This window comes from Albidovulum denitrificans (assembly GCF_002973535.1).
Classification (GTDB): Bacteria; Pseudomonadota; Alphaproteobacteria; order Rhodobacterales; family Rhodobacteraceae; genus Albidovulum; species Albidovulum denitrificans.
The window spans coordinates 964,275-984,632 of sequence record NZ_PVEP01000001.1; the positions used below are offsets into that span (position 1 = coordinate 964,275).

Genomic DNA, 20,358 nt, shown 5'->3' on the forward strand with positions numbered 1-20,358 from the left:
GCTACCAGTCGATCGGCCGGCGGTCGCGAAAGAAGCCGCCGGTCGGCCCGTCCTCGGGCAGAAGCGCAAGCCAGAGGGCGGTAGCCGCGCCCTCCTCCGGGCTGCGGGGCGCGCTTGCGCCGCCCATCCGCGTCGCGACCCAGCCCGGACACATCGCGTTGACCTTGACACCCTTCGGCAGGTCGCGCGGCAGCGCCTTGGTCAGCGCGTTCAGCGATGCCTTGGCGACACCATAGGCACCCGGCCCGCCCAAACCGGCGGCAAAGCTGCCCCAGTCGGAAGACAGGTTGACGATCCGGCCCCAGCCGCTGTCCCGCCAATGCGGCAGGTTCAGGCGGATCAGGTCAAGCGGCGCGTTGACCATCACCTGCATCGCCCGGTCGAAATCGCTGTCGGGCGCCAGAAGCGAGGCATGGCCAAGAACGCCCGCATTATTGACGAGGATGTCGACCCCGCCCGCCCGCGTCATGGCGGCGAAATAGCTGTCAGGCTCTTCAAGGTCGAGATGCACCCAGTCGCAGCCAAGCTCCGCCGCTGCCGCCTGCCCCAAAGCGCGGTCACGCGCGCCGATGGTCACCCGGCAGCCCTTGGCGATCAGCCCCGCCGCGATGGCGCGCCCGATGCCGCGATTGGCCCCGGTGACAAGGGCCGTGGGGTGAAGCGGGCGGGTCATCTCGGGGTTTCTCCCGTCGTCGCGGCGGTGCCTTTGGGCGTCAGCGCGTAGATACCGCGATCGACCCTCTCGAACCAGCCGTAGTGGTCGTCGTTGAGTATTCGACCGGCCCGCGCCACCCCGCTTGCCGCCGCGACGTCTGCCGCTTTCGAAGGCCCGTGGGCGCCAAGATGGGCAGCACAGCGCAGCGCCTCCTGCCGGTAGGCGGTCATCCGCACCATCCCGGTGGTGCCGCCGGTATTCGGATCGCCCACACGCCGGTCGAACTCCCGCACCAGACGCCCGGCCTTCACGGCATTACGCCGTGGCGCATAGGGTCCGGGATCGAGATGCGCCTCGACCGCGCCGGGATCGCCGGGCTTCACCGCCAGAAGGCCCAACCCAAGCCGGCGGCAGAGACGGAGAATATCGCGGTAGCGCAGCTTCCAGCCGCGCTCGGACGAGACCGGCACGGCGAGATAGACATGGTCGAACATCGTCTGCCGCGCCACGCCCTGCATGACAAGCGCGAGCGAGAAGGTCAGCTTCATTTCCACCACCACCGGCGGCTCCTCCCCCCGCCGGGCAAGGACGTCGCAATCGCCGATCTCGGCCTTGACGTCATAGCCCTGCGCCTCCAGATGCGCCTTGACGGGCGCGTAGAGGTCGGCCTCGCGCATCACCGCACTTTCAGCGTCGCCAACCCGATCAGCGCGAGGATCAGCGAGATGATCCAGAACCGGATCACGATCTGCGCTTCTCCCCAGCCCTTCTTTTCGAAGTGATGGTGGATCGGCGCCATCAGGAAGACCCGCTTTCCGGTGCGCTTGAAATAGGCGACCTGGATGATGACACTCAGCGCCTCAACCACGAAGAGGCCGCCGACGATGGCCAGGACGATCTCATGCTTGGTCACGACCGCGATGGCGCCCAGCGCGCCGCCCAGCGCCAGCGACCCGGTATCGCCCATGAAGACGGCGGCGGGCGGTGCGTTGTACCACAGGAACCCAAGGCCGCCGCCGATCAGCGCGGCGGTGAAGACAAGGATCTCCCCCGTTCCGGGAACGTAATGCAGGCCGAGATAGTCGGAGAAGTTAATGTTGCCGACGAAATAGGCGATGATCCCGAAGGTGGCCGCCGCGATCATCACCGGCATCACCGCCAGCCCGTCAAGCCCATCGGTCAGGTTCACCGCATTGGCGGCGCCCACGATGACGATCACCGCGAAAGGCACGAAGACAAAGCCGAGGTTGACCAGCACGTTCTTGAAGACCGGCAGCGCAAGCTGGTTGGTCAGTTCCGCCGGATGGACATAAGCCGCCGCCGCCCCGGCGATGGCCGCGATCACAAGGCCGATCAGAAGCCGCACCCGCGAGGATACCCCGCGCGTGTTCTGCTTGGTCACCTTGGCATAGTCGTCGGCAAAGCCGATCAGGCCGAACCCGTAGGTCACGAACAGCACGATCCAGATATAGGGGCTGTCGAGACGCGCCCAGAGAAGCGTGGACACCAGAAGCGCCGAAAGGATCAGCAGTCCGCCCATGGTGGGCGTCCCGGCCTTGGTAAAATGCGTCTCAGGCCCGTCATCGCGGATCGGCTGGCCCTTCTTCTGCTTGCGGCGCAGGAAGTTGATAAGCGGCCTGCCGAAGAAGAAGCCGAAGAGCAGCGCGGTGAAGAACGCCGCGCCCGCGCGGAAGGTGATGTAGCGGAACAGGTTGAAAATGTCCCCGCCCTCGGCGAGGCCCGAAAGCCAGTAAAGCATCTACTCTGTCCCCTGTACGGCGCCGGCGCCCGGTTGTCCCAGTTTCTTCAGCGCGTCAACCACAATGCTGACTTTCGAGCCTTTTGAGCCCTTGATCAGCACGACATCGCCTGCATCGGCGATGTGATGGGCGGCCTCGGCCATTTCCTTCGCCGTCTCGCGCCAGTCGCCGCGCTTGCGGGGGGGCAACGCCTCCCACAGCGCGCGCATTCGCGGGCCGACGCAATGGACGGTGTGGATGGTGGCCATGGCGGGATGGGTGGCGATGGCGGCATGAAGCGCTGCCTCGTCCGGGCCAAGCTCCAGCATGTCGCCCAGAACCGCGACCCGGCGGCCTTCGAGGATGCGGCCGATGCCGTTGCGCGGTTCCGCCGCCGCCAGCACATCCAGCGCGGCGGCCATGGAGGCGGGGTTGGCGTTGAAGGCGTCGTCGATCAGATCGAAGCTCAGCCCCTCATCCACGATGTCGAGATAGATCCTCTCGCGCGCGCCACGCCCGGCCGGGGGCGCCCATTGGCCAAGATCGCAGGCCGCGACCGCCGGATCGACGCCCAGCGCATCGGCCACCGCCAGCACGCCCAGCGCGTTCATCGCGAAATGGCGGCCCGCCGTCTGGACCTTGAAGAGGATCGGTTCCCCCTTGCGGGTGGCGCGCACCACGGTGCGGTCCTGCGCGAGCGTAATCCCGGTCGCGCGGTAGTCGTCGCCCTCGGCCCCGCCGAAGGTCAGGACCGTCGCCCCGGCCTCTTCGGCAGCCGCGCGCAGGATCGGGGTCACGTCGAGACCCGAGGGGACGACCGCGATGCCCTCCGCTTCCAGCCCGCCGAAGATCGCGGCCTTTTCGCGGGCGATCCCCTCGACATTCTCGAACGCCTCAAGATGGGCGGCGGCGACGGTGGTGATCATCGCGACATGCGGGCGGGCAACGGCCGCCAGCGGCGCAATCTCTCCGGGGTGGTTCATGCCGATCTCGATCACCGCATAGTCGGCATCGGCGGGCATCCGCGCCAGCGTGATCGGCACGCCCCAGTGGTTGTTGAAGCTCGCCTCGGCCGCGTGGACCCGGCCCTGCCCGGCCAGCACGGCACGCAGCATTTCCTTGGTCGATGTCTTGCCGACCGATCCGGTGACGGCGACGACCTTTGCCCCGCTCCGCGCCCGGCCCGCGCGGCCAAGGGCGACAAGGCCCTCCAGCACATCGGGAACGATCAGCAGCGGATCACCCTCGGTGCAGCCTTCGGGCATACGCGAAACCAGCGCCCCCGCAGCCCCCTTCCGCAGCGCGTCGGCGACGAAGTCATGGCCGTCGCGCACATCCTTCAACGCGACGAACAAATCACCCGGTTGCAACGTCCGCGTGTCGATGGACAGGCCCGTCGCCTCGAAGGCCCGCGTGACCCGCCCCCCCGTCGCGGCCACCGCGTCGCCTGAGGTCCAGAGCGCCGCCATCAGATCCGCCCCTCAAGGGCCGCCACGGCAACGCTGGCCTGTTCGGCATCGTCGAAAGGATAGACGTCGGAGCCGATGATCTGCCCCGTTTCATGCCCCTTGCCCGCGATCAGAAGCGCATCGCCGGGCAGAAGCGCATCGACGCCGCGCAGGATCGCCTCGGCGCGGTCGCCGATTTCCGTCGCCTCGGGGCAGCCCTTCATCACCTCGGCGCGGATCGCCGCCGGGTCCTCGCTGCGGGGATTGTCGTCGGTCACGATGACGACATCGGCAAAGGCCGCCGCCGCCTCGCCCATCAGCGGGCGTTTCAGCCGGTCGCGGTCGCCGCCCGCACCGAAGACGACGACGATCCGGCCAAGGACATGCGGGCGCAGCGATTGCAGGGCCGAGGCCAGCGCGCCGGGCTTGTGGGAATAGTCGACAAAGACCGTCGCGCCGTTGTCGCGTTTTGCGGCAAGCTCCATCCGCCCGCGCACCGTGGTCAACCCGTGGAGCGTGGCAAAGACCGCCTCCGGCTCCTCCCCCGCCGCGATGGCAAGACCGGCGGCGGCCAGCACGTTTTCGGCCTGAAAGCCGCCGATCAGGGCCAGACGCGCCAGATAGGCACCGCCCTGATAGCTGAAGCGCAGGTCCTGTCCGGTGGCGTCGAAACGCTGGCCGGTGATGCGCAGATCGGCGGCGGCATCGCGGCCCACGGTCAGAAGGGTCTGGCCCCGGTCTTCGGCAATCGCGGCCATCTGGCGGCCGCGCGGTTCATCCACGTTGATGACGGCGGTGCCGTCCTCGGGCAGGACACGGTCGAAAAGCCCCGCCTTGGCGGCGAAATAATCGTCGAAATTGGCGTGGTAATCGAGATGGTCCTGGCTGAAATTCGTAAACGCCGCAGCCGTCAGCTCCACCCCGTCAAGCCGCCCCTGATCAAGCCCGTGCGACGATGCCTCCATCGCCGCATGGGTGATGCCCGCATCGGCCATGTCGCGCAAGAGACGGTGGAGGGTGATGGGTTCCGGCGTGGTATGGGCGAGCGGCGCGGTGAAATCGCCCAGAACCCCCATGGTGCCGAGATTGGCCGCGGGTCGGCCCAGCGCCTGCCAGATCTGGCGTGTGAACGTCGCGACCGAGGTCTTGCCCGAAGTGCCGGTGACCGCCACCATCGTTTCCGGCTGACGCCCGAACCATAGCGCGGCAGCATAGGCCAGCGCCTGACGCGGGTCCTCTGCCAGGACCAGCGCGGCGTCGGAAGCGGCCAGTTCGGCCTTCGCGATCGCCGCCCCCTCGCGGTCGGTCAGGATCGCGGCCGCCTCCATCCGCAGCGCATACTGGATGAATTCGCCGCCATGGACCTTCGACCCCGGCAGCGCCGCGAAAAGATGGCCGGGCTTGACCTGACGGCTGTCGACCGCGAGGCCGGTGATGCGCGCCTCGCGCCCGGACTGGGCGGTCAGCCCCAGCTCCGCCAGCGATTTCGTCTCTGCCGCCATGTCGCGCCCCCCTGGCGCCCCGGCGCCCGTCAATTGCGAACGCGTATTACTTCAGCCTGCGAGAGCTGTTCAAGTTCCGGCCGCAATCCCAGAAGGGGGGCGGCGCGCCGGATGATCTCTGCCCCCACCGGAACGGCGGTCCAGCCCGCCGTGCGGCGCGGCTCGTCGCCCGAGGTTTCCACCGGCTCGTCGAGCGAGACGATCAACACATATTTCGGCGCCGTGGTCGGGAAGACCGAGGCGAAGGTGGCGATCACCTTGTCCTTGTAATAGCCCCCCGTCGGCTTGGCCTTGTCCGCCGTGCCGGTCTTGCCGCCGACGGAATAGCCCTGCACCTCGCCAAAGCTGGCCGTGCCGCGCGACACGACCGCGCGCATCATGTCGAGGATCTCGCGCGACGTGCCTTCGGAGATGACCCGCTCCCCCTCCTGGCGCCGGTCGGTCTTCAGCAGCGTCGGCGTGATCCGCGTCCCGCCATTGGCAATCGTCGCATAGGCGGCGGCAAGATGCAGCGGGCTGGCCGACAGGCCGTGGCCGTAAGAGATGGTCATCGTCGAAATCTCGGACCAGCGCTTGGGCAGCAGCGGGCGGCCCGTCGGCGCCTCGGCCAGTTCGACCGCGGTCGGATCGAAAAGGCCCAGCGATTTCAGGAATTGCTGCTGCCTCTCCCCCCCCAGCATCAGGGCGATATGCGCCGTCCCGATATTGGAGGATTTCACGATCACGTCCGACACGGTCAACTGCTTGCCGTAGTTATGGAAATCACGGATGCGGTACTTGCCCCAGACCATCGGACTTTGGGTATCGACCAGCGTATCGGGGTTCACAAGCCCCAGTTCCAGCGCCTGCGCGACGGCGAAGACCTTGAAGGTCGACCCAAGCTCATACACCCCCTGCACCGCGCGGTTGAACAGCGGGCTGTCGCCGGGATTGCCCTTCAGAAGCGGCGCGGGACGGGTGTTGGGGTCGAAATCGGGCAGCGAGGCCATGGCCACCACCTCACCCGTATGGACATCCATCAGGATGGCGGACGCCGCCTTGGCGTTCATAAGCTTCATGCCGCCGTAAAGCACATCCTCCACCGTCGATTGCACGGTCAAGTCCAGCGACAGTTGCAGCGGGGCGCCACCATTGGCGGGGTCGCGCAGCCAGGTGTCGAAGGTCTTTTCCACCCCCGCCGTCCCCACCACCTCGGCCGACCGCACGCCTTCGCGGCCGAAACTCGCCCCGCCAAGGACGTGCGAGGCGATGGCACCGTTCGGGTAAAGCCGCATCTCACGCGGGCCGAAGAGAAGGCCGGGATCGCCGATCTCATGCACGAGCTGCATCTGCTCGGGGGAGATTTTCTTTTTCACCCACAGAAACTTGCGCTTGCCGGTAAAGTCCTTCTTCAACCGCTCTGCATCCAGGTCGGGAAAGATCGCCGCCAGCTTTTCGGCGGAACCGACAGGGTCGACCATCTGCGGCGGCTGGGCGTAAAGCGAATGGGTGACGAGGTTGGTGGCCAGAATGCGCCCCTCACGGTCGACGATGTCGGCCCGCTGGGCGACGATGGCCGACCCGGACTGGGCGCTGACGGGCTCGGCGGGCTCGCTCGCCGCCAGAAAACCCATCTGCGCCGCGACGACGCCGAAGACCGCAAGAAATGCACCGCAGAGCAAGAGCAACCGCCCTTCGGCCATGGCGCGGGACCGGTCGCGCATCTCTTCATGGCGCTGGCGGATATTCTCACGCTCGATCACATCGGGGTTCTCGCCCTTGGCGCGGGCGGACAGGATACGGGCCAGCGGGCGCAGCGGGATACGGGTCATTGCACGCCCCCTTCGGCAAGCGCGGCCGCGGCCGCGGTTTCGATCGGGTTGGTGATCGGCGGCAGGACGATATCGGGATAGGTGATCGCCGCCACATCGCCGAACTGTTCAGGGTTCAGCGGAAGAAGGCCCAGACGGGGGAAGTTCAGGTCCGCCAGTTCACGCAGCCGGTCGGGGCGGTTCAGATAGGCCCACTCCGCGTTCAGCATGGAAAGCGATTCCTTCAACTGCCTTATCTCGGCCTGAAGCGCCTTGACCTGCGAAATCTCCGCCTGGGTCCGGTAGTTTTCCCGGTAGGCCCAGAAAGCCAGGCCCATGACCGCGACGGCCGAAAGGAAAAGCATCAGGTTACGCATCAGGATCGCCCTCCCAGGGCCGGTTTCGGCAGGCCAAGCGCGGCACGGTCGGCACGCCCGGCGGGTGCGTCGGTGCGGACGCCGACACGCAGTTTCGCGGACCGCGCGCGGGGATTGGCGGCCAGCTCCGCCTCATCCGGGCCGACGGCGCGGCGGGTTTTGAGCGTGAAGGCCGGCGCCTCCTGCACGCGGGCGGGGGCGTAGCGGCTGCCCTGCCCCTCGGCCCCCGAACGGTGTTGGAAAAACCGCTTCACGATCCGGTCTTCAAGCGAATGGAAGGTCACGACGGCCAGTTGCCCACCGGGTTTCAGCGCCCGTTCCGCGGCCTCAAGCCCCTCGGCCAACTGCCCGAATTCGTCATTCACGGCGATACGGATCGCCTGAAAGCTCCGCGTGGCGGGATGACTTTGCCCCGGCTTCGGGCGCGGCAGGCAGCGTTCGATGACCTGCACAAGATCAAGCGTGCGGGCAAAGGGGCGCCCCGCGACGATGGCGCGGGCGATACGGCGCGCGGCGCGTTCCTCGCCATAGTGAAAGAGGACATCGGCAATCTCGGCTTCCGAAGCGGTGTTGACGAAATCCGCCGCCGTCGGCCCGCTATCGGACATGCGCATGTCCAGCGGGCCGTCTTTCTGGAAGGAAAACCCGCGCTCTGCCTGATCCAACTGCATCGACGACACGCCAAGGTCGAGGACGACACCATCCACCGGTTCGCCCGCGAGGGTATCGAGATCGGAAAACGTACCTTCGACCAGCCGCAGCCGGTCGCCATAATCCGCCGCCCAACCCCTTGCCATGCGAAAGACCGTCGGGTCGCGGTCGATCCCGATCACGGTACCGGCCCCGGCAGCCAGCAAGCCGCGCGCATAGCCGCCCGCGCCAAAGGTGCCATCCACCCAGGTGCCGGACACCGGCGCGACCGCCTGAAGAAGCGGCCCGAGCAGGACAGGGATATGGGGGTCGGTCGGGGTTGCGCGGGCAGCGGCGGCAGCCATGGCTTACCCTTTCGGCAGGGCTGGCAGGAGGCTTCTGGGATCGAAGTCCTCGGGGTACTGATCGGCCAGCTTCGCGCTGCGACGGGCGGCCTTGGCGTCATAGGCCTCGGGCGTCCAGATACGGAAATAGTCACCGGCGGAGATAAAGAACGCCTCGCCCTTCAGGCCGATCTTGTCGCGGTATTTCTGCGGGATGGTCAGGCGGCCGTCATCGTCGATCTGCGCCTCGAAGGACTGACCATACATCAGTTCCTCGTTCATCAGACGTTCGGGAGAGCCGCGCTGCATCATGCCGATCTGCTCATCCATCTCGAACACCGCCTCCATCGAGAAGACGTCGAGCCAGTTCTGGCTTTCGGGGCCGTAGACGATGACGATGTTGGGGCGAAGGCCTTCTTTCCAGTCGGGGTCAGAGGCTTCGATGACACGACGGAAGGCGGCCGGAATGGAGACGCGACCTTTCGCGTCTACCTTGAATGTCTCCGAGCCTCTGAACCTGCGTGCCACTGGCCCGCGCTCCCGTCACTGTCCCCTCCCCCCGGAATTTACCGCTGCCTTGCGGACCCGAGACCCTGGAACGACAACGGCGGATCGGGCTGCTGCCACTGCCCGATCCGCCGCCCTCGTTCCCATCTCTGGGTCTGTCCGGCTGCGCATGCCACCTGGGGGGATGTCTGCTCGCTTGCGCGCCGGATCTCTTGGTTCGATGAAAGCGGGTGCCTGTATGAAACCTGACTTGCCTTATGGGTCTTTGCGCCCGTTCGTGCCCGTCCTCATCGGTGAACCCTGTTTGCCATGGGATTTTACGGGAAGCAACAGGAATCCACCCCACCAAGGCACAAGATGGGGCTTCGAGACCCCTTCAGAAACAGCATTTGGGGGCGATTGCGACGCCAAAATTCATAAATGTAGCGGAACGGACGGAGAGATCGCACAATATAAGGGTAAAATCTGGCAAGAAGATAAATTCCCGCAAAATCCCAGAAAATTCCAGATTTCGCCCGGGCGCACGGCCTTCCCCAGCAAAAACCGCCCGGAATCGCGGAAAATCACGCCGACTCACGCCCGATTGATTCGGCGCAAGCGGCGTGATCCCCAGAGTTTCCCATGCCCTCCCAGAGGAGGGGCATCATTCCCATGAAATCCCGAAGCCGGGTGCGTTCAGCGGCGCGTCAGGCCATTCCGCCCGCGATCAGGCGCGCGGCGAGGCGGGCATAGGCCTCGGCCATCGGCCCCTCTCCGGCGGCGACCGGCACGCCGGTGTCGCCCGCCTGCCGGATCTCAAGGCTCAGCGGGACCTCGCCCAGGAAGGGGACGCCCAGCGCCTCGGCCTCGGCCGCGACGCCGCCATGACCGAACAGATGCGCCTCATGCCCGCAATTCGGGCAGACATAGGTGGACATGTTCTCCACCAGGCCAAGGATCGGGGTCTTGAGCTTGCCGAACATGTCGATGGCGCGCCGCGCGTCGATCAGCGCCACGTCCTGCGGCGTCGACACGACGATGGCGCCGGTCATATGGGTGCGCTGACACAGCGTCAGCTGCACATCCCCGGTCCCCGGCGGCAGGTCGACGATCAGCACGTCAAGCTCGCCCCAGAACACCTGTTCAAGCAGTTGTTGCAGCGCGCCCATCAGCATAGGGCCGCGCCAGACGACCGCCTCGCCCTCTTTCAGCATCAACCCGATCGACATCATCACGACGCCATGCGCCTCAAGCGGCAGGATACGCTTGCCGTCGGGCGAACCGGGGCGCTTGTTGACGCCCATCATCCGCGGCTGCGAGGGACCGTATATATCGGCGTCCAGCAACCCGACCCGCCGCCCCTGCCGCGCCAGCGCGACGGCGAGGTTCGAGGACAGGGTGGACTTGCCCACCCCGCCCTTGCCGGAGGCGATGGCGACGATGCGGTCGATGCCGCTGATCTGCTGGGGGCCGGTCTGCGGCGTCGGGTGGCCGCCGATCTTCAGGCTGGGCGGCTCGGCCGGTTTCGGCGCCGGGCCATGCGCAGTCAGCACGGCCGAAACGGAGGTCACCCCCGGCACCGCCTGCGCCGCGGCCTCGGCCGCCTTCAGCACCGGCTCCATCTGCCGCGCGACGGCGGGGTCCGGCACCTCGATGACGAATCGCACCGCGCCATCGGTGACGGACAGGGCGCGCACCAGATCGGCGGAAACCAGATCCTTGCCATCCGGCAGGGCGATCCGCCCAAGGGCCTCAACTATCTTTTCACGCGTCACATCCATCGTACTACCTTTCCCGTTTTGCCCAATTTATGACCATGTCGCCCGACAATGAAGTGGCCACGTGGGAATTGTGACATAATTGTGCAAGTTGCCGTAACGGAACACAAAATTGCCCCCCTCGGCCATGCAATTGCTGCATGGCAGCATTGCTTCGAAGGGCTATTGTGCAATCGCAGCATAAACCTCATGTTAGCCCCAACGGTGACAGACAGGTCGCCAGCTAGACGAAAAGACGAGACGACGAGATGGCTTTTGCAAACGTAACACGCAGCGGTGAGTTCGGGTTTTTCCACGGCCTTGGCGCCCTGGTCGAGAAGTTCCGCGACCAGCGCCGCCGCAACCGGGTCTATCGCCAGACCCTCGCCGAGCTGAAATCGCTCTCCAACCGCGATCTGGCGGATCTGGGCATCGCCCGGTCGATGATCGGCGCGGTCGCGATGGAAGCCGCCTACGGCAAGTAAGGTTTCTCCGGGGCCTCCTCCTCCTCCCTGGCCCCGGAAAAAGCGGCACGCCCTCCTCCCGGAAACGGCCGCACAAGACCGGACCTTCGGGTCCACCAGGACACGGGCAACCTCCCTCCTCCTCCCTGGAGGTCCCGTGCAGAAGAGCGGCGGTCCCCTCCTCCTCCCTGGGACCGCCGCGCCTTCACCCCCCGGCGGTCTGCCGGACGACATTCGGGCCTGAACGGCCCAACGTGATACGACCCCGCCCCTCCTCCTCCCTGGGCGGGACCGTAGTGAAGACGGTGGCAGCTCCTCCTCCTCCCTGAGCTGCCACCGCCCCTTCACATCAAAACGTGAGGTCCCCTCCTCCTCCCTGGGACCAGAGCGTCATGACGGCGGCCCCCTCCTCCTCCCTGGGGCCGCCGTTTTTTTATGAAAAGCGTCAGATAGTTCTGCCTTTTTCGTCCGAGGCATTGCCCGACCGCGGGTGGGCGTAGGGCGGGCTGTTCGGAAGCGCTTTATGGTGCGGCCCACCTCCAACGGCTGTTCGGGTCGGGACGGTGCAATATCGCCCGCCCGGTGGGGCGGTCGGGCGATGCCCGGCGGCGCGGGACGCGCCTTGGTTCCGGGCAGGGGGAGCGACCGCGAAGGGCTCAGTACCACCGTTCGCCGCGCGCTGCCCGAAGGGCAGCTTCGGCGTTGCAAGCGCCATGCGGCCCGTGAGAGGCAAGGTCTTCTGAGAAGAAAGCCAATCCCGGCTCGGCTTTGAGATCGCCGCTCTGTTTTTCAACGACTTTTTCTCGACCGAAACGCAACTCCTTGTGGCGTCTGCCATTTATGCCCCGATGCCGACCCGCGATGGACAGCGGCCGGTTCGCGCCCTACCCTTCCCGCCCGCAGGGCAGACGGAGGCAAAGATGGGACGCGCGAACCCCAAGGCCGAGGTGTTCTATGCAAGGCAGGACAGATGGCGCGCGGAACTGGCCGCCCTGCGCGGGGTCCTGCGTGACAGCGGGTTGTGCGAAGACTTCAAGTGGCGCTCCCCCGTCTATACCCATGACGGCCACAACGTCGCGCTGGTCTGGGGCTTCAAGGACCACGCGGCGCTGGGGTTCTTCAAGGGTGTGCTGCTGGCGGACAAGGCGGGCATCCTTGTCGCGCAAGGTGAAAATTCGCGCAGCACACGGGTGGTGAAGGTCACCAGCGTGGAGGAGGTAAGGCGGCTGGCGCCGACGCTTGCCGATTACCTTGCCGAGGCGATCGGGATCGAGAAGGCCGGGCTGAAGGTCGATCTGCCGAAGGACGACCTGGATTATCCGGCCGAGCTTGTCGACCGGCTGGATGCGGACGATGCGCTCCGCACCGCGTTCGAGGCGCTGACACCGGGGCGGCGGCGCAGTTGGGTGCTGCATGTCTCGCAGGCGAAACAGTCCAAGACGCGCGTCTCACGAATCGACAAGGCGGCGGAAAAGATCTTTGCCGGCAAGGGGTTGAACGACCGTTAAAGCGTTTCGGGTCTACGTTGAGAAAGCAAGCATCAGAATTCGAACGTAATAAGTTCGAATTCTGATTCAGTGCAAACCCGAAATGCTATAACTCAGAACGGGATCTCGTCCGCGATGTCGGCGGCGACGACATATCCCGCCAGGACATGCTTCGTCCCCGCCTTGTCGAACGCCACCTCCAGCTTGTCGCCCTCAAGCGCCTCGACCGTGCCGTAGCCGAACTTCTTGTGGAACACCCGGTCGCCCTCGGTGAAGGACGACACCGCGTCGAGGTCGATCACGACATGACGTGCCTCGCGCGGCTGGCTGACGGGGCGGCTTCCGGCGCGGTCCTGCAACCGCTTCCAGCCGGGTGAGTTGTAGACGTCGGCGCGGGCAGCGCGATCCTCGACCGCCGAGGTGCCGAAGCCCTGACCGGCGGCGCCAAAGCCGCCGCCGTAAAGGCTCGGAGAGCTAATGTCGTCTATGTGCTCGTCAGGAAGTTCTTCGAGAAAACGCGACTTATATTGCGCCTCCCATCGCCCATAGATCCGGCGGTTCGACGCATAGGAGATCGTGCAAAGCTCCTCGGCCCGCGTGATGCCGACATAGGCCAGCCGCCGCTCCTCCTCCAGCCCCTTCAACCCGCTTTCATCCATGGAGCGTTGGGACGGGAACAGCCCGTCCTCCCATCCCGGCAGGAAGACCACCGGAAACTCCAGCCCCTTGGCGGCGTGAAGCGTCATGATGGTGATCTTCTCCTCCGCATCCTCGCTGTCATTGTCCATGATAAGCGAGACATGTTCGAGGAAACCCTGAAGATTATCGAAGGATTCCAGCGCCTTCACGAGTTCTTTCAGGTTCTCCAGCCGCCCCGGCGCCTCGGGCGTCTTGTCGTTCTGCCACATCTCGGTGTAGCCGGAGTCTTCAAGGATCGTCTCGGCGAGGCGGACGTGGTCCCCGTCTAGGAACGATAGCTCCCTTTCAACCAGCCATCGTTTGGATTGATACTGTTCAAGTTCAATAGCAATTGGCTCCGCCAGCGCTCGATCGGCGCCTTCAGGTTCGGGAAATTCATCGAGTTCAGCCGCCAACTGCGCGATCGCTTCATCAAAGACGCCAATCGCTTCTTTGCGCTTCTTAATCTCCAATTCATTCCCGACATTTCGAATAAACCAGTGCCAGCGGTCCACCGCCTCGACAAAGACGCGCAACTGCGCCCCGCCCTTGCCGCCGATCTGACCCGACGCTACGCAGTAGCGCGCGCCTTCCAACAGGTTGACGCCATCCTCCCGCGCCTGACGCTGAATCACCTGCTGTGCCTTGTCGCCCAGCCCGCGCTTGGGGGTGTTGACCACCCGCTCAAACGCCAGATCGTCCTCGGGCGACACGGCGAGGCGGAAATAGGCCATCGCGTCGCGGATCTCCAACCGCTCATAGAATCGCGGGCCGCCGATGACGCGGTAGGGCAGGCCGATGGTCAGGAAACGGTCCTCGAAGGCGCGCATCTGGTGGCTGGCGCGGACGAGGATGGCCATTTCGTCGAGTCCAAAAGTCTGCGGGATCGGGAGATTGGAACGTCCTTCGGGCGTCAAGCTCTCCGCCCGCATGAGATTTACCTGATGAATATCCCCATCGCGATTCTTCGAGACCGTGCCGCCTTTGGCCAAGCGATCTGCTTCCTGTCCGGGCGATACAGACCGAGCGTTCTGCCTGCGTTTGGCGATAGCCGACACGCCGCTGTAGAGCGCTTCAATCTCCTCCCCGATCCAGCGGGCCTCTTCCTCGCCGTCCCAATGGCCGATCAGGCGAATCTTCTCTCCCCCCTTTTCTTCGGTCCAGAGATCCTTGCCCAAACGCTCCGCGTTACCCGAAATCAGCCGCGAGGCGGCGGCGAGGATGTGTTCGGTGGAACGATAGTTCTGTTCCAGCCGGATCACCTTGGCGCCGGGGAAGTCCTTTTCGAACCGCAGGATGTTGCCGACCTCGGCGCCGCGCCAGCCATAGATCGACTGGTCGTCGTCGCCCACGCAGCAGATGTTCTTGTGCCTGCCCGCCAGAAGCCGCAGCCAGAGATACTGGGCGATGTTCGTATCCTGATATTCGTCCACCAGAATATAGCGGAACCAGCGCTGATATTGTTCCAGAACGTCAGGCCGGGTCTGGAAGATGGTCACGACGTGAAGCAGGAGATCGCCGAAATCGCAGGCGTTCAGCGCCAGAAGACGTTGTTGATAGGCCGCGTAAAGTTCGGTTCCCATGTTGTTGAAATGGCTGGCTTCGGCGGCGGGGACCTGCTCCGGCCCCCAGGCGCGGTTCTTCCAACTGTCGATCAACCCGGCCAGTTGCCGCGCGGGCCAGCGTTTTTCGTCGATATTGGCCGCGACGATCAACTGCTTCATCAGCCGGATCTGGTCATCGGTATCGAGAATGGTGAAGTTGGATTTCAGCCCAACCAACTCCGCATGGCGGCGCAGGATTTTCACGCAGAGCGAATGGAAGGTCCCCATCCAGGGCAGGCCTTCCACCGGGCCGCCCATCAGCCGCCCGACCCTTTCCTTCATCTCGCGCGCGGCCTTGTTGGTGAAGGTGACGGCGAGGATCTCATTCGTCCGCGCCCTGCCCTGCCCCAGAAGATGCGCGATCCGCGCCGTCAGCGCGCGGGTCTTGCCGGTCCCGGCCCCCGCCAGCATCAGGACCGGGCCGTCCAGCGCATCCACCGCCTCGCGCTGCGCGGGGTTCAGCCCGTCAAGATAGGGCGCAGGCCGCGCGGCCATGGCGCGGGCGGAAAGGGATGCGCCTTCAAAGGCGTCGGCATCGTCAAAGCTGCTCATGCGCGACAATCTAGACGCATCGTTTCGCGAATAAAAGACAAGTTCACACTCTGTTCCTTCCGTTACGCTGGACTTTCCCGCGCAGGCCAAGAAGAAATGCCGCCATGGACCTGCATTCGCGCTACCCCGCCCTCTCCGACCTGAAAGCCCGCGCAAGGGCGCGGATGCCGTGGTTCGTCTGGGAATACCTCGAAAGCGCCACGGGAACCGAGGCGACGCAGGGCCGGAACCGCGCGAAGCTGGATGAGGTTCTGCTCAGCCCCTCGGTCCTGCATGGCGAATTCACCCCGGACCTGAGCGTGCAGATGTTCGGCCAGACCTATCCCCTGCCCTTCGGCATCTCGCCCGTCGGCATGTCGGGCATCTTCTGGCCCGATGCGGAACGGATGCTGGCGGCGGCGGCCGCGGCGGCGGGCATTCCCTATGGCCTTTCCACCGTCGCCGCCCAGACGCCCGAGGCGGTGGCACCCCATCTGGGCGCGCATGGCTGGTTCCAGATGTACCCCCCGCGCGATCCCGGCATCCGCACCGACATGCTGAAACGCGCGAAGGCGGCGGGGTTTTCCGCGCTGATCCTGACCGTTGACGTGCCGGTCGCCAGCCGCCGGGAACGCCAGACCCGGTCGGGCCTGACCCAGCCGCCGCGCCTGACGCCGCGCCTTCTGGCGCAGGTGATGCAGCGCCCGGCCTGGGCGCTTGGCACCCTGAAACACGGGATGCCCCGGATGCGGCTGATGGACAGCTACGCCGACACGTCGGTGAAGACGTCCTCCACCGCGCATGTGGGCTATCTGCTGCGCACCTCGCCCGACTGGGACTATGTCAAATGGTTGCGCGACGCCTGGGACGGCCCGTTTATCGTCAAGGGCGTGCTGCGCGCCGACGATGCCGCGCGCTTGCAGGACGAAGGCGTGGACGCGATCTGGGTCTCGAACCATGCCGGGCGGCAGTTCGACGCCGCCCCCGCCTCGATCGAGGCTTTGCCCGAGGTGCGCGCCGCCACGACCCTGCCGGTGATCTTCGACAGCGGGATCGAGGGCGGGCTGGACATGCTGCGCGCCGTGGCACTCGGCGCGGATTTCGTGATGATGGGGCGGGCCTGGCACTATGCACTGGCCGCGTTGGGCGAAGCTGGTCCCGCGCATCTGGTCGATATGCTGAGGCTCGACCTGATTTCCAACATGGGCCAGATGGGGACCCGCAGCCTGACCGATGTCCGCGCCCGCCTGATCGGCTGACCCGGTCGTTTTCGGCGGAATTGCTTCGTTCCCGCAGCAGCCTGCGGCACGGGGCGCGGTATCACGGGCAAAATGTTACAGAAACCTTACACTCTGCGGCCCTAAGGCATTGCGCCGCAGCGCAGCATCGCTAATCTTCGCGCCGCGCAATGGGAGAGCCTGGCATGACCGACTTCAAGAAGATCCTAGTGGCCAACCGGGGTGAGATCGCGATCCGCGTGATGCGGGCGGCGACCGAGTTGGGCAAACGGACCGTGGCGGTCTATGCCGAGGAGGACAAGCTGTCGCTTCACCGCTTCAAGGCGGATGAGGCCTACCGGATCGGCGAGGGCATGGGGCCGGTCGCGGCCTATCTGTCGATCCCCGAGATCATCCGGGTGGCGAAGGAATGCGGCGCCGACGCGATCCATCCGGGCTATGGCCTTCTGTCGGAGAACCCCGATTTCGTCGAAGCCTGCGCGGCGAACGGCATCACCTTCATCGGCCCGAAGGCCGAAACGATGCGCGCCCTTGGCGACAAGGCCTCGGCCCGCCGCGTCGCCATTGCCGCCGGTGTGCCGGTGATCCCGGCGACCGAGGTGCTGGGCGATGATTTCGACGCGATCAAGCGCGAGGCCGCGGAAATCGGCTATCCGCTGATGCTCAAGGCCTCATGGGGCGGCGGCGGCCGGGGCATGCGCCCGATCACCAAGCCCGAGGAGCTGGTCGAGAAGGTCCGCGAGGGGCGGCGTGAGGCGGAAGCGGCCTTTGGCAATGGCGAGGGCTATCTGGAAAAGATGATCCTGCGCGCGCGCCATGTCGAGGTGCAGATCCTCGGCGACCAGCACGGGCAGATCTATCACCTCTTTGAACGCGACTGCACCGTCCAGCGCCGCAACCAGAAGGTCGTCGAACGCGCCCCCGCGCCCTATCTGACCGATGCGCAGCGGGCCGAGATCTGCGAGCTTGGCCGCAAGATCTGCGCCCATGTGAATTACGAATGCGCGGGGACGGTCGAGTTCCTGATGGATATGGACTCCGGCCAGTTCTACTTCATCGAGGTCAACCCCCGCGTTCAGGTCGAACATACCGTCACCGAAGAGGTGACCGGCATCGACATCGTGCAGGCCCAGATCAAGATCGCCGAGGGCAAGACCCTGGCCGAGGCGACCGGCGTCGCGCGGCAAGAGGACGTACAGCTTCGCGGCCATGCGATCCAGTGCCGGGTCACGACCGAGGACCCGCAGAACAACTTCATCCCCGATTACGGCCGCATCACCGCCTATCGCTCCGCGACCGGCATGGGCATCCGCCTTGATGGCGGCACGGCCTATGCGGGCGGCGTCATCACCCGCTACTACGACTCGCTTCTGGTCAAGGTCACGGCCTGGGCGCCGACGCCGGAACAGGCGATCAGCCGCATGGACCGGGCGCTGCGCGAATTCCGCGTGCGCGGTGTCAGCACCAACATCGCCTTTGTCGAAAACCTGCTGAAGCACCCGACCTTCCTCGACAACACCTATACGACCAAGTTCATCGACACGACGCCGGATCTTTTCAGCTTCAAAAAGCGCCGCGACCGGGCGACGAAGATCCTGACCTATATCGCCGACATCACGGTGAACGGACACCCGGAGACGGCGGGCCGTGCCCGGCCCCATGCCGAGGCGCGCCCGCCAAAGGCCCCGCGTCCGGCCAAGGCCCCCGCGAAGGGGACCCGCGACCTGCTGGTCGAAAAGGGTCCGCAGGCGGTTGCCGACTGGATGGGGGCGCAGAAAAAGCTTCTGCTGACCGACACGACGATGCGCGACGGGCATCAGTCGCTTCTGGCCACGCGGATGCGCTCGATCGACATGATCAAGGTGGCGCCGGCCTATGCGGCGAACCTCTCCCCGCTTTTCTCCGTCGAATGCTGGGGCGGCGCGACCTTCGACGTCGCCTATCGCTTCTTGCAGGAATGCCCATGGCAGCGTTTGCGCGACCTGCGCGCGGCGATGCCGAACCTGATGACGCAGATGCTGCTGCGCGCCTCGAACGGGGTCGGTTACACCAACTATCCCGACAACGTGGTGCAGGAATTCGTGCGTCAGGCCGCGACCACCGGCATCGACGTCTTCCGCGTTTTCGACAGTCTCAACTGGGTCGAAAACATGCGCGTCGCGATGGATGCGGTGATCGCGAACGACAAGGTCTGCGAGGCGGCGATCTGCTACACGGGCGACATCCTGAACCCGGACCGCGCGAAGTATGACCTGAACTATTACGTCGCGATGGGGAAAGAGCTGAAGGCCGCGGGCGCGCATGTGCTGGGCCTGAAGGACATGGCGGGGCTGCTGAAGCCCGCCGCGGCCCGCGCCCTCTTCAAGGCGCTGAAGGAAGAGGTCGGCCTGCCGATCCACTTCCACACCCATGACACGAGCGGAATCGCAGGCGCCACGATCCTTGCCGCCGCCGATGCCGGAGTTTCGGCCGTGGATGCGGCGATGGATGCCTTCTCGGGCGGGACCTCGCAGCCCTGCCTTGGCTCCATCGTCGAGGCGATGGCGCATACGGAGCGTGACACCGGCCTCGACATCGCCGCCATCCGTGAGATTTCGAACTATTGGGAGGCCGTGCGCCACCAGTATGCGGCCTTCGAAAGCGGGCTCGAAGCCCCGGCGTCGGAGGTCTACCTGCACGAAATGCCGGGCGGGCAGTTCACCAACCTCAAGGCGCAGGCGCGGTCCCTTGGCCTTGAGGAACGCTGGCATGAGGTGGCCCAGACCTATGCCGATGTGAACCGGATGTTCGGCGATATCGTCAAGGTCACGCCCTCCTCGAAGGTCGTGGGCGACATGGCGCTGATGATGGTGGCGCAGGGCCTGACACGGGCGCAGGTAGAGGACCCGGGCATCGACGTGGCCTTCCCCGACTCTGTCGTCGACATGATGCGCGGCAATCTCGGCCAGCCGCCGGGCGGCTTCCCCGAAGGCATCGTCAGGAAGGTCTTGAAGGGCGAGGCGCCCAATACCGAACGCCCCGGCAAGCACCTGACGCCGGTCGATCTTGAGGCGACGCGCGCCGAGGTCTCGGGCGAGCTTGGTGGTTTCAGGATCGACGATGAGGACCTCAACGGCTACCTGATGTATCCCAAGGTCTTCCTCGACTACATGGGTCGGCACCGCAACTATGGCCCGGTCCGCACGCTGCCGACGCCGATCTTCTTCTACGGCATGGAGCCGGGGCAGGAGATCACGGCCGAGATCGACCCCGGCAAGACGCTGGAAATCCGGCTTCAGACCGTGGGCGAGACCGACGATCAGGGTGAGGTGAAGGTCTTCTTCGAACTGAACGGCCAGCCCCGCGTGATCCGGGTGCCGAACCGTCTGGTCAAGGCCGCGACCGCGACCAAGCCCAAGGCGGCCGAGGGCAACCCCAACCATATCGGCGCGCCGATGCCCGGTTCCGTCGCCTCCGTCGCCGTGACGGCGGGGCAGAAGGTCAACGCGGGCGACCTTCTGCTGACCATCGAGGCGATGAAGATGGAAACCGGCATCCATGCCGACCGCCCCGCCACCGTCAAGGCGCTGCATGTCGCGGCGGGCGCACAGATCGACGCAAAGGACCTGTTGATAGAACTGGAATGAGT

The 20,358-nt window shown here is 65.6% G+C and carries 15 protein-coding genes; 4 read left to right on the forward strand and 11 right to left on the reverse strand.

What is annotated here, in order from left to right; genetic code table 11:
• Nucleotide 1: 1 nt before the first annotated feature.
• The 10 genes from LX70_RS04705 to LX70_RS04750 form a co-directional block, all read right to left on the reverse strand.
• Entirely contained in the window at nt 2-673 is a 672-nt protein-coding gene (locus tag LX70_RS04705) for an SDR family NAD(P)-dependent oxidoreductase (protein ID WP_105513323.1), read from the reverse strand.
• On the reverse strand, nt 670-1,332 hold the full coding sequence (locus LX70_RS04710; RefSeq protein WP_170076117.1) for a DUF2161 domain-containing phosphodiesterase: 663 nt from the start codon (nt 1,330-1,332) through the stop codon (nt 670-672). Before LX70_RS04710 ends, LX70_RS04705 begins: the two co-directional genes overlap by 4 nt.
• A complete protein-coding gene (mraY, locus tag LX70_RS04715; protein ID WP_105513325.1) occupies nt 1,332-2,414 on the reverse strand; it encodes a phospho-N-acetylmuramoyl-pentapeptide-transferase in 1,083 nt (360 codons plus the stop codon). Before mraY ends, LX70_RS04710 begins: the two co-directional genes overlap by 1 nt.
• Nucleotides 2,415-3,863 carry a UDP-N-acetylmuramoyl-tripeptide--D-alanyl-D-alanine ligase gene (locus LX70_RS04720; RefSeq protein ID WP_105513326.1) on the reverse strand — a complete coding sequence of 483 codons (1,449 nt, stop codon included), beginning with the start codon at nt 3,861-3,863 and terminating at the stop codon, nt 2,415-2,417.
• The gene (locus tag LX70_RS04725) at nt 3,863-5,344 is read right to left on the reverse strand and encodes a UDP-N-acetylmuramoyl-L-alanyl-D-glutamate--2,6-diaminopimelate ligase (protein WP_105513327.1); all 1,482 of its coding nucleotides are present in this window, start codon (nt 5,342-5,344) and stop codon (nt 3,863-3,865) included. Before LX70_RS04725 ends, LX70_RS04720 begins: the two co-directional genes overlap by 1 nt.
• A 29-nt stretch (nt 5,345-5,373) precedes the next feature.
• Complete coding sequence (locus LX70_RS04730) at nt 5,374-7,155, reverse strand: peptidoglycan D,D-transpeptidase FtsI family protein (RefSeq protein WP_105513328.1); 1,782 nt, start codon at nt 7,153-7,155, stop codon at nt 5,374-5,376.
• Nucleotides 7,152-7,511, reverse strand: coding sequence for a cell division protein FtsL (ftsL, locus tag LX70_RS04735; RefSeq protein WP_105513329.1), 360 nt, complete (start codon nt 7,509-7,511; stop codon nt 7,152-7,154). Before ftsL ends, LX70_RS04730 begins: the two co-directional genes overlap by 4 nt.
• On the reverse strand, nt 7,511-8,506 hold the full coding sequence (gene rsmH / locus LX70_RS04740; RefSeq protein ID WP_105513330.1) for a 16S rRNA (cytosine(1402)-N(4))-methyltransferase RsmH: 996 nt from the start codon (nt 8,504-8,506) through the stop codon (nt 7,511-7,513). Before rsmH ends, ftsL begins: the two co-directional genes overlap by 1 nt.
• 3 nt (nt 8,507-8,509) lie before the next feature.
• Nucleotides 8,510-9,013 (reverse strand): division/cell wall cluster transcriptional repressor MraZ, encoded by a 504-nt coding sequence (gene mraZ, locus LX70_RS04745; protein ID WP_105513331.1) that lies wholly within the window; start codon nt 9,011-9,013, stop codon nt 8,510-8,512.
• Nucleotides 9,014-9,678: 665 nt separating this feature from the next.
• Complete coding sequence (locus tag LX70_RS04750) at nt 9,679-10,752, reverse strand: Mrp/NBP35 family ATP-binding protein (RefSeq protein ID WP_105513332.1); 1,074 nt, start codon at nt 10,750-10,752, stop codon at nt 9,679-9,681.
• Between the two features lie 245 nt (nt 10,753-10,997).
• Between LX70_RS04750 and LX70_RS04755 the strand changes: the two genes are divergently transcribed.
• A complete protein-coding gene (locus LX70_RS04755; protein ID WP_105513333.1) occupies nt 10,998-11,213 on the forward strand; it encodes a DUF1127 domain-containing protein in 216 nt (71 codons plus the stop codon).
• 899 nt (nt 11,214-12,112) lie between these two features.
• Complete coding sequence (locus LX70_RS04760) at nt 12,113-12,700, forward strand: YdeI/OmpD-associated family protein (protein ID WP_105513334.1); 588 nt, start codon at nt 12,113-12,115, stop codon at nt 12,698-12,700.
• A gap of 92 nt (nt 12,701-12,792) precedes the next feature.
• Here LX70_RS04760 and LX70_RS04765 read toward each other — a convergent pair whose 3' ends face one another.
• On the reverse strand, nt 12,793-15,513 hold the full coding sequence (locus LX70_RS04765) for an ATP-dependent helicase (protein ID WP_105513335.1): 2,721 nt from the start codon (nt 15,511-15,513) through the stop codon (nt 12,793-12,795).
• A gap of 104 nt (nt 15,514-15,617) precedes the next feature.
• Here LX70_RS04765 and LX70_RS04770 point away from each other — a divergent pair, with 104 nt between their 5' ends.
• Nucleotides 15,618-16,751: an alpha-hydroxy acid oxidase gene (locus LX70_RS04770; protein WP_105513336.1), complete on the forward strand. Its 1,134-nt coding sequence runs from the start codon at nt 15,618-15,620 to the stop codon at nt 16,749-16,751.
• 164 nt (nt 16,752-16,915) lie between these two features.
• The gene (locus tag LX70_RS04775; protein ID WP_105513337.1) at nt 16,916-20,356 is read left to right on the forward strand and encodes a pyruvate carboxylase; all 3,441 of its coding nucleotides are present in this window, start codon (nt 16,916-16,918) and stop codon (nt 20,354-20,356) included.
• Nucleotides 20,357-20,358 lie beyond the last annotated feature (2 nt).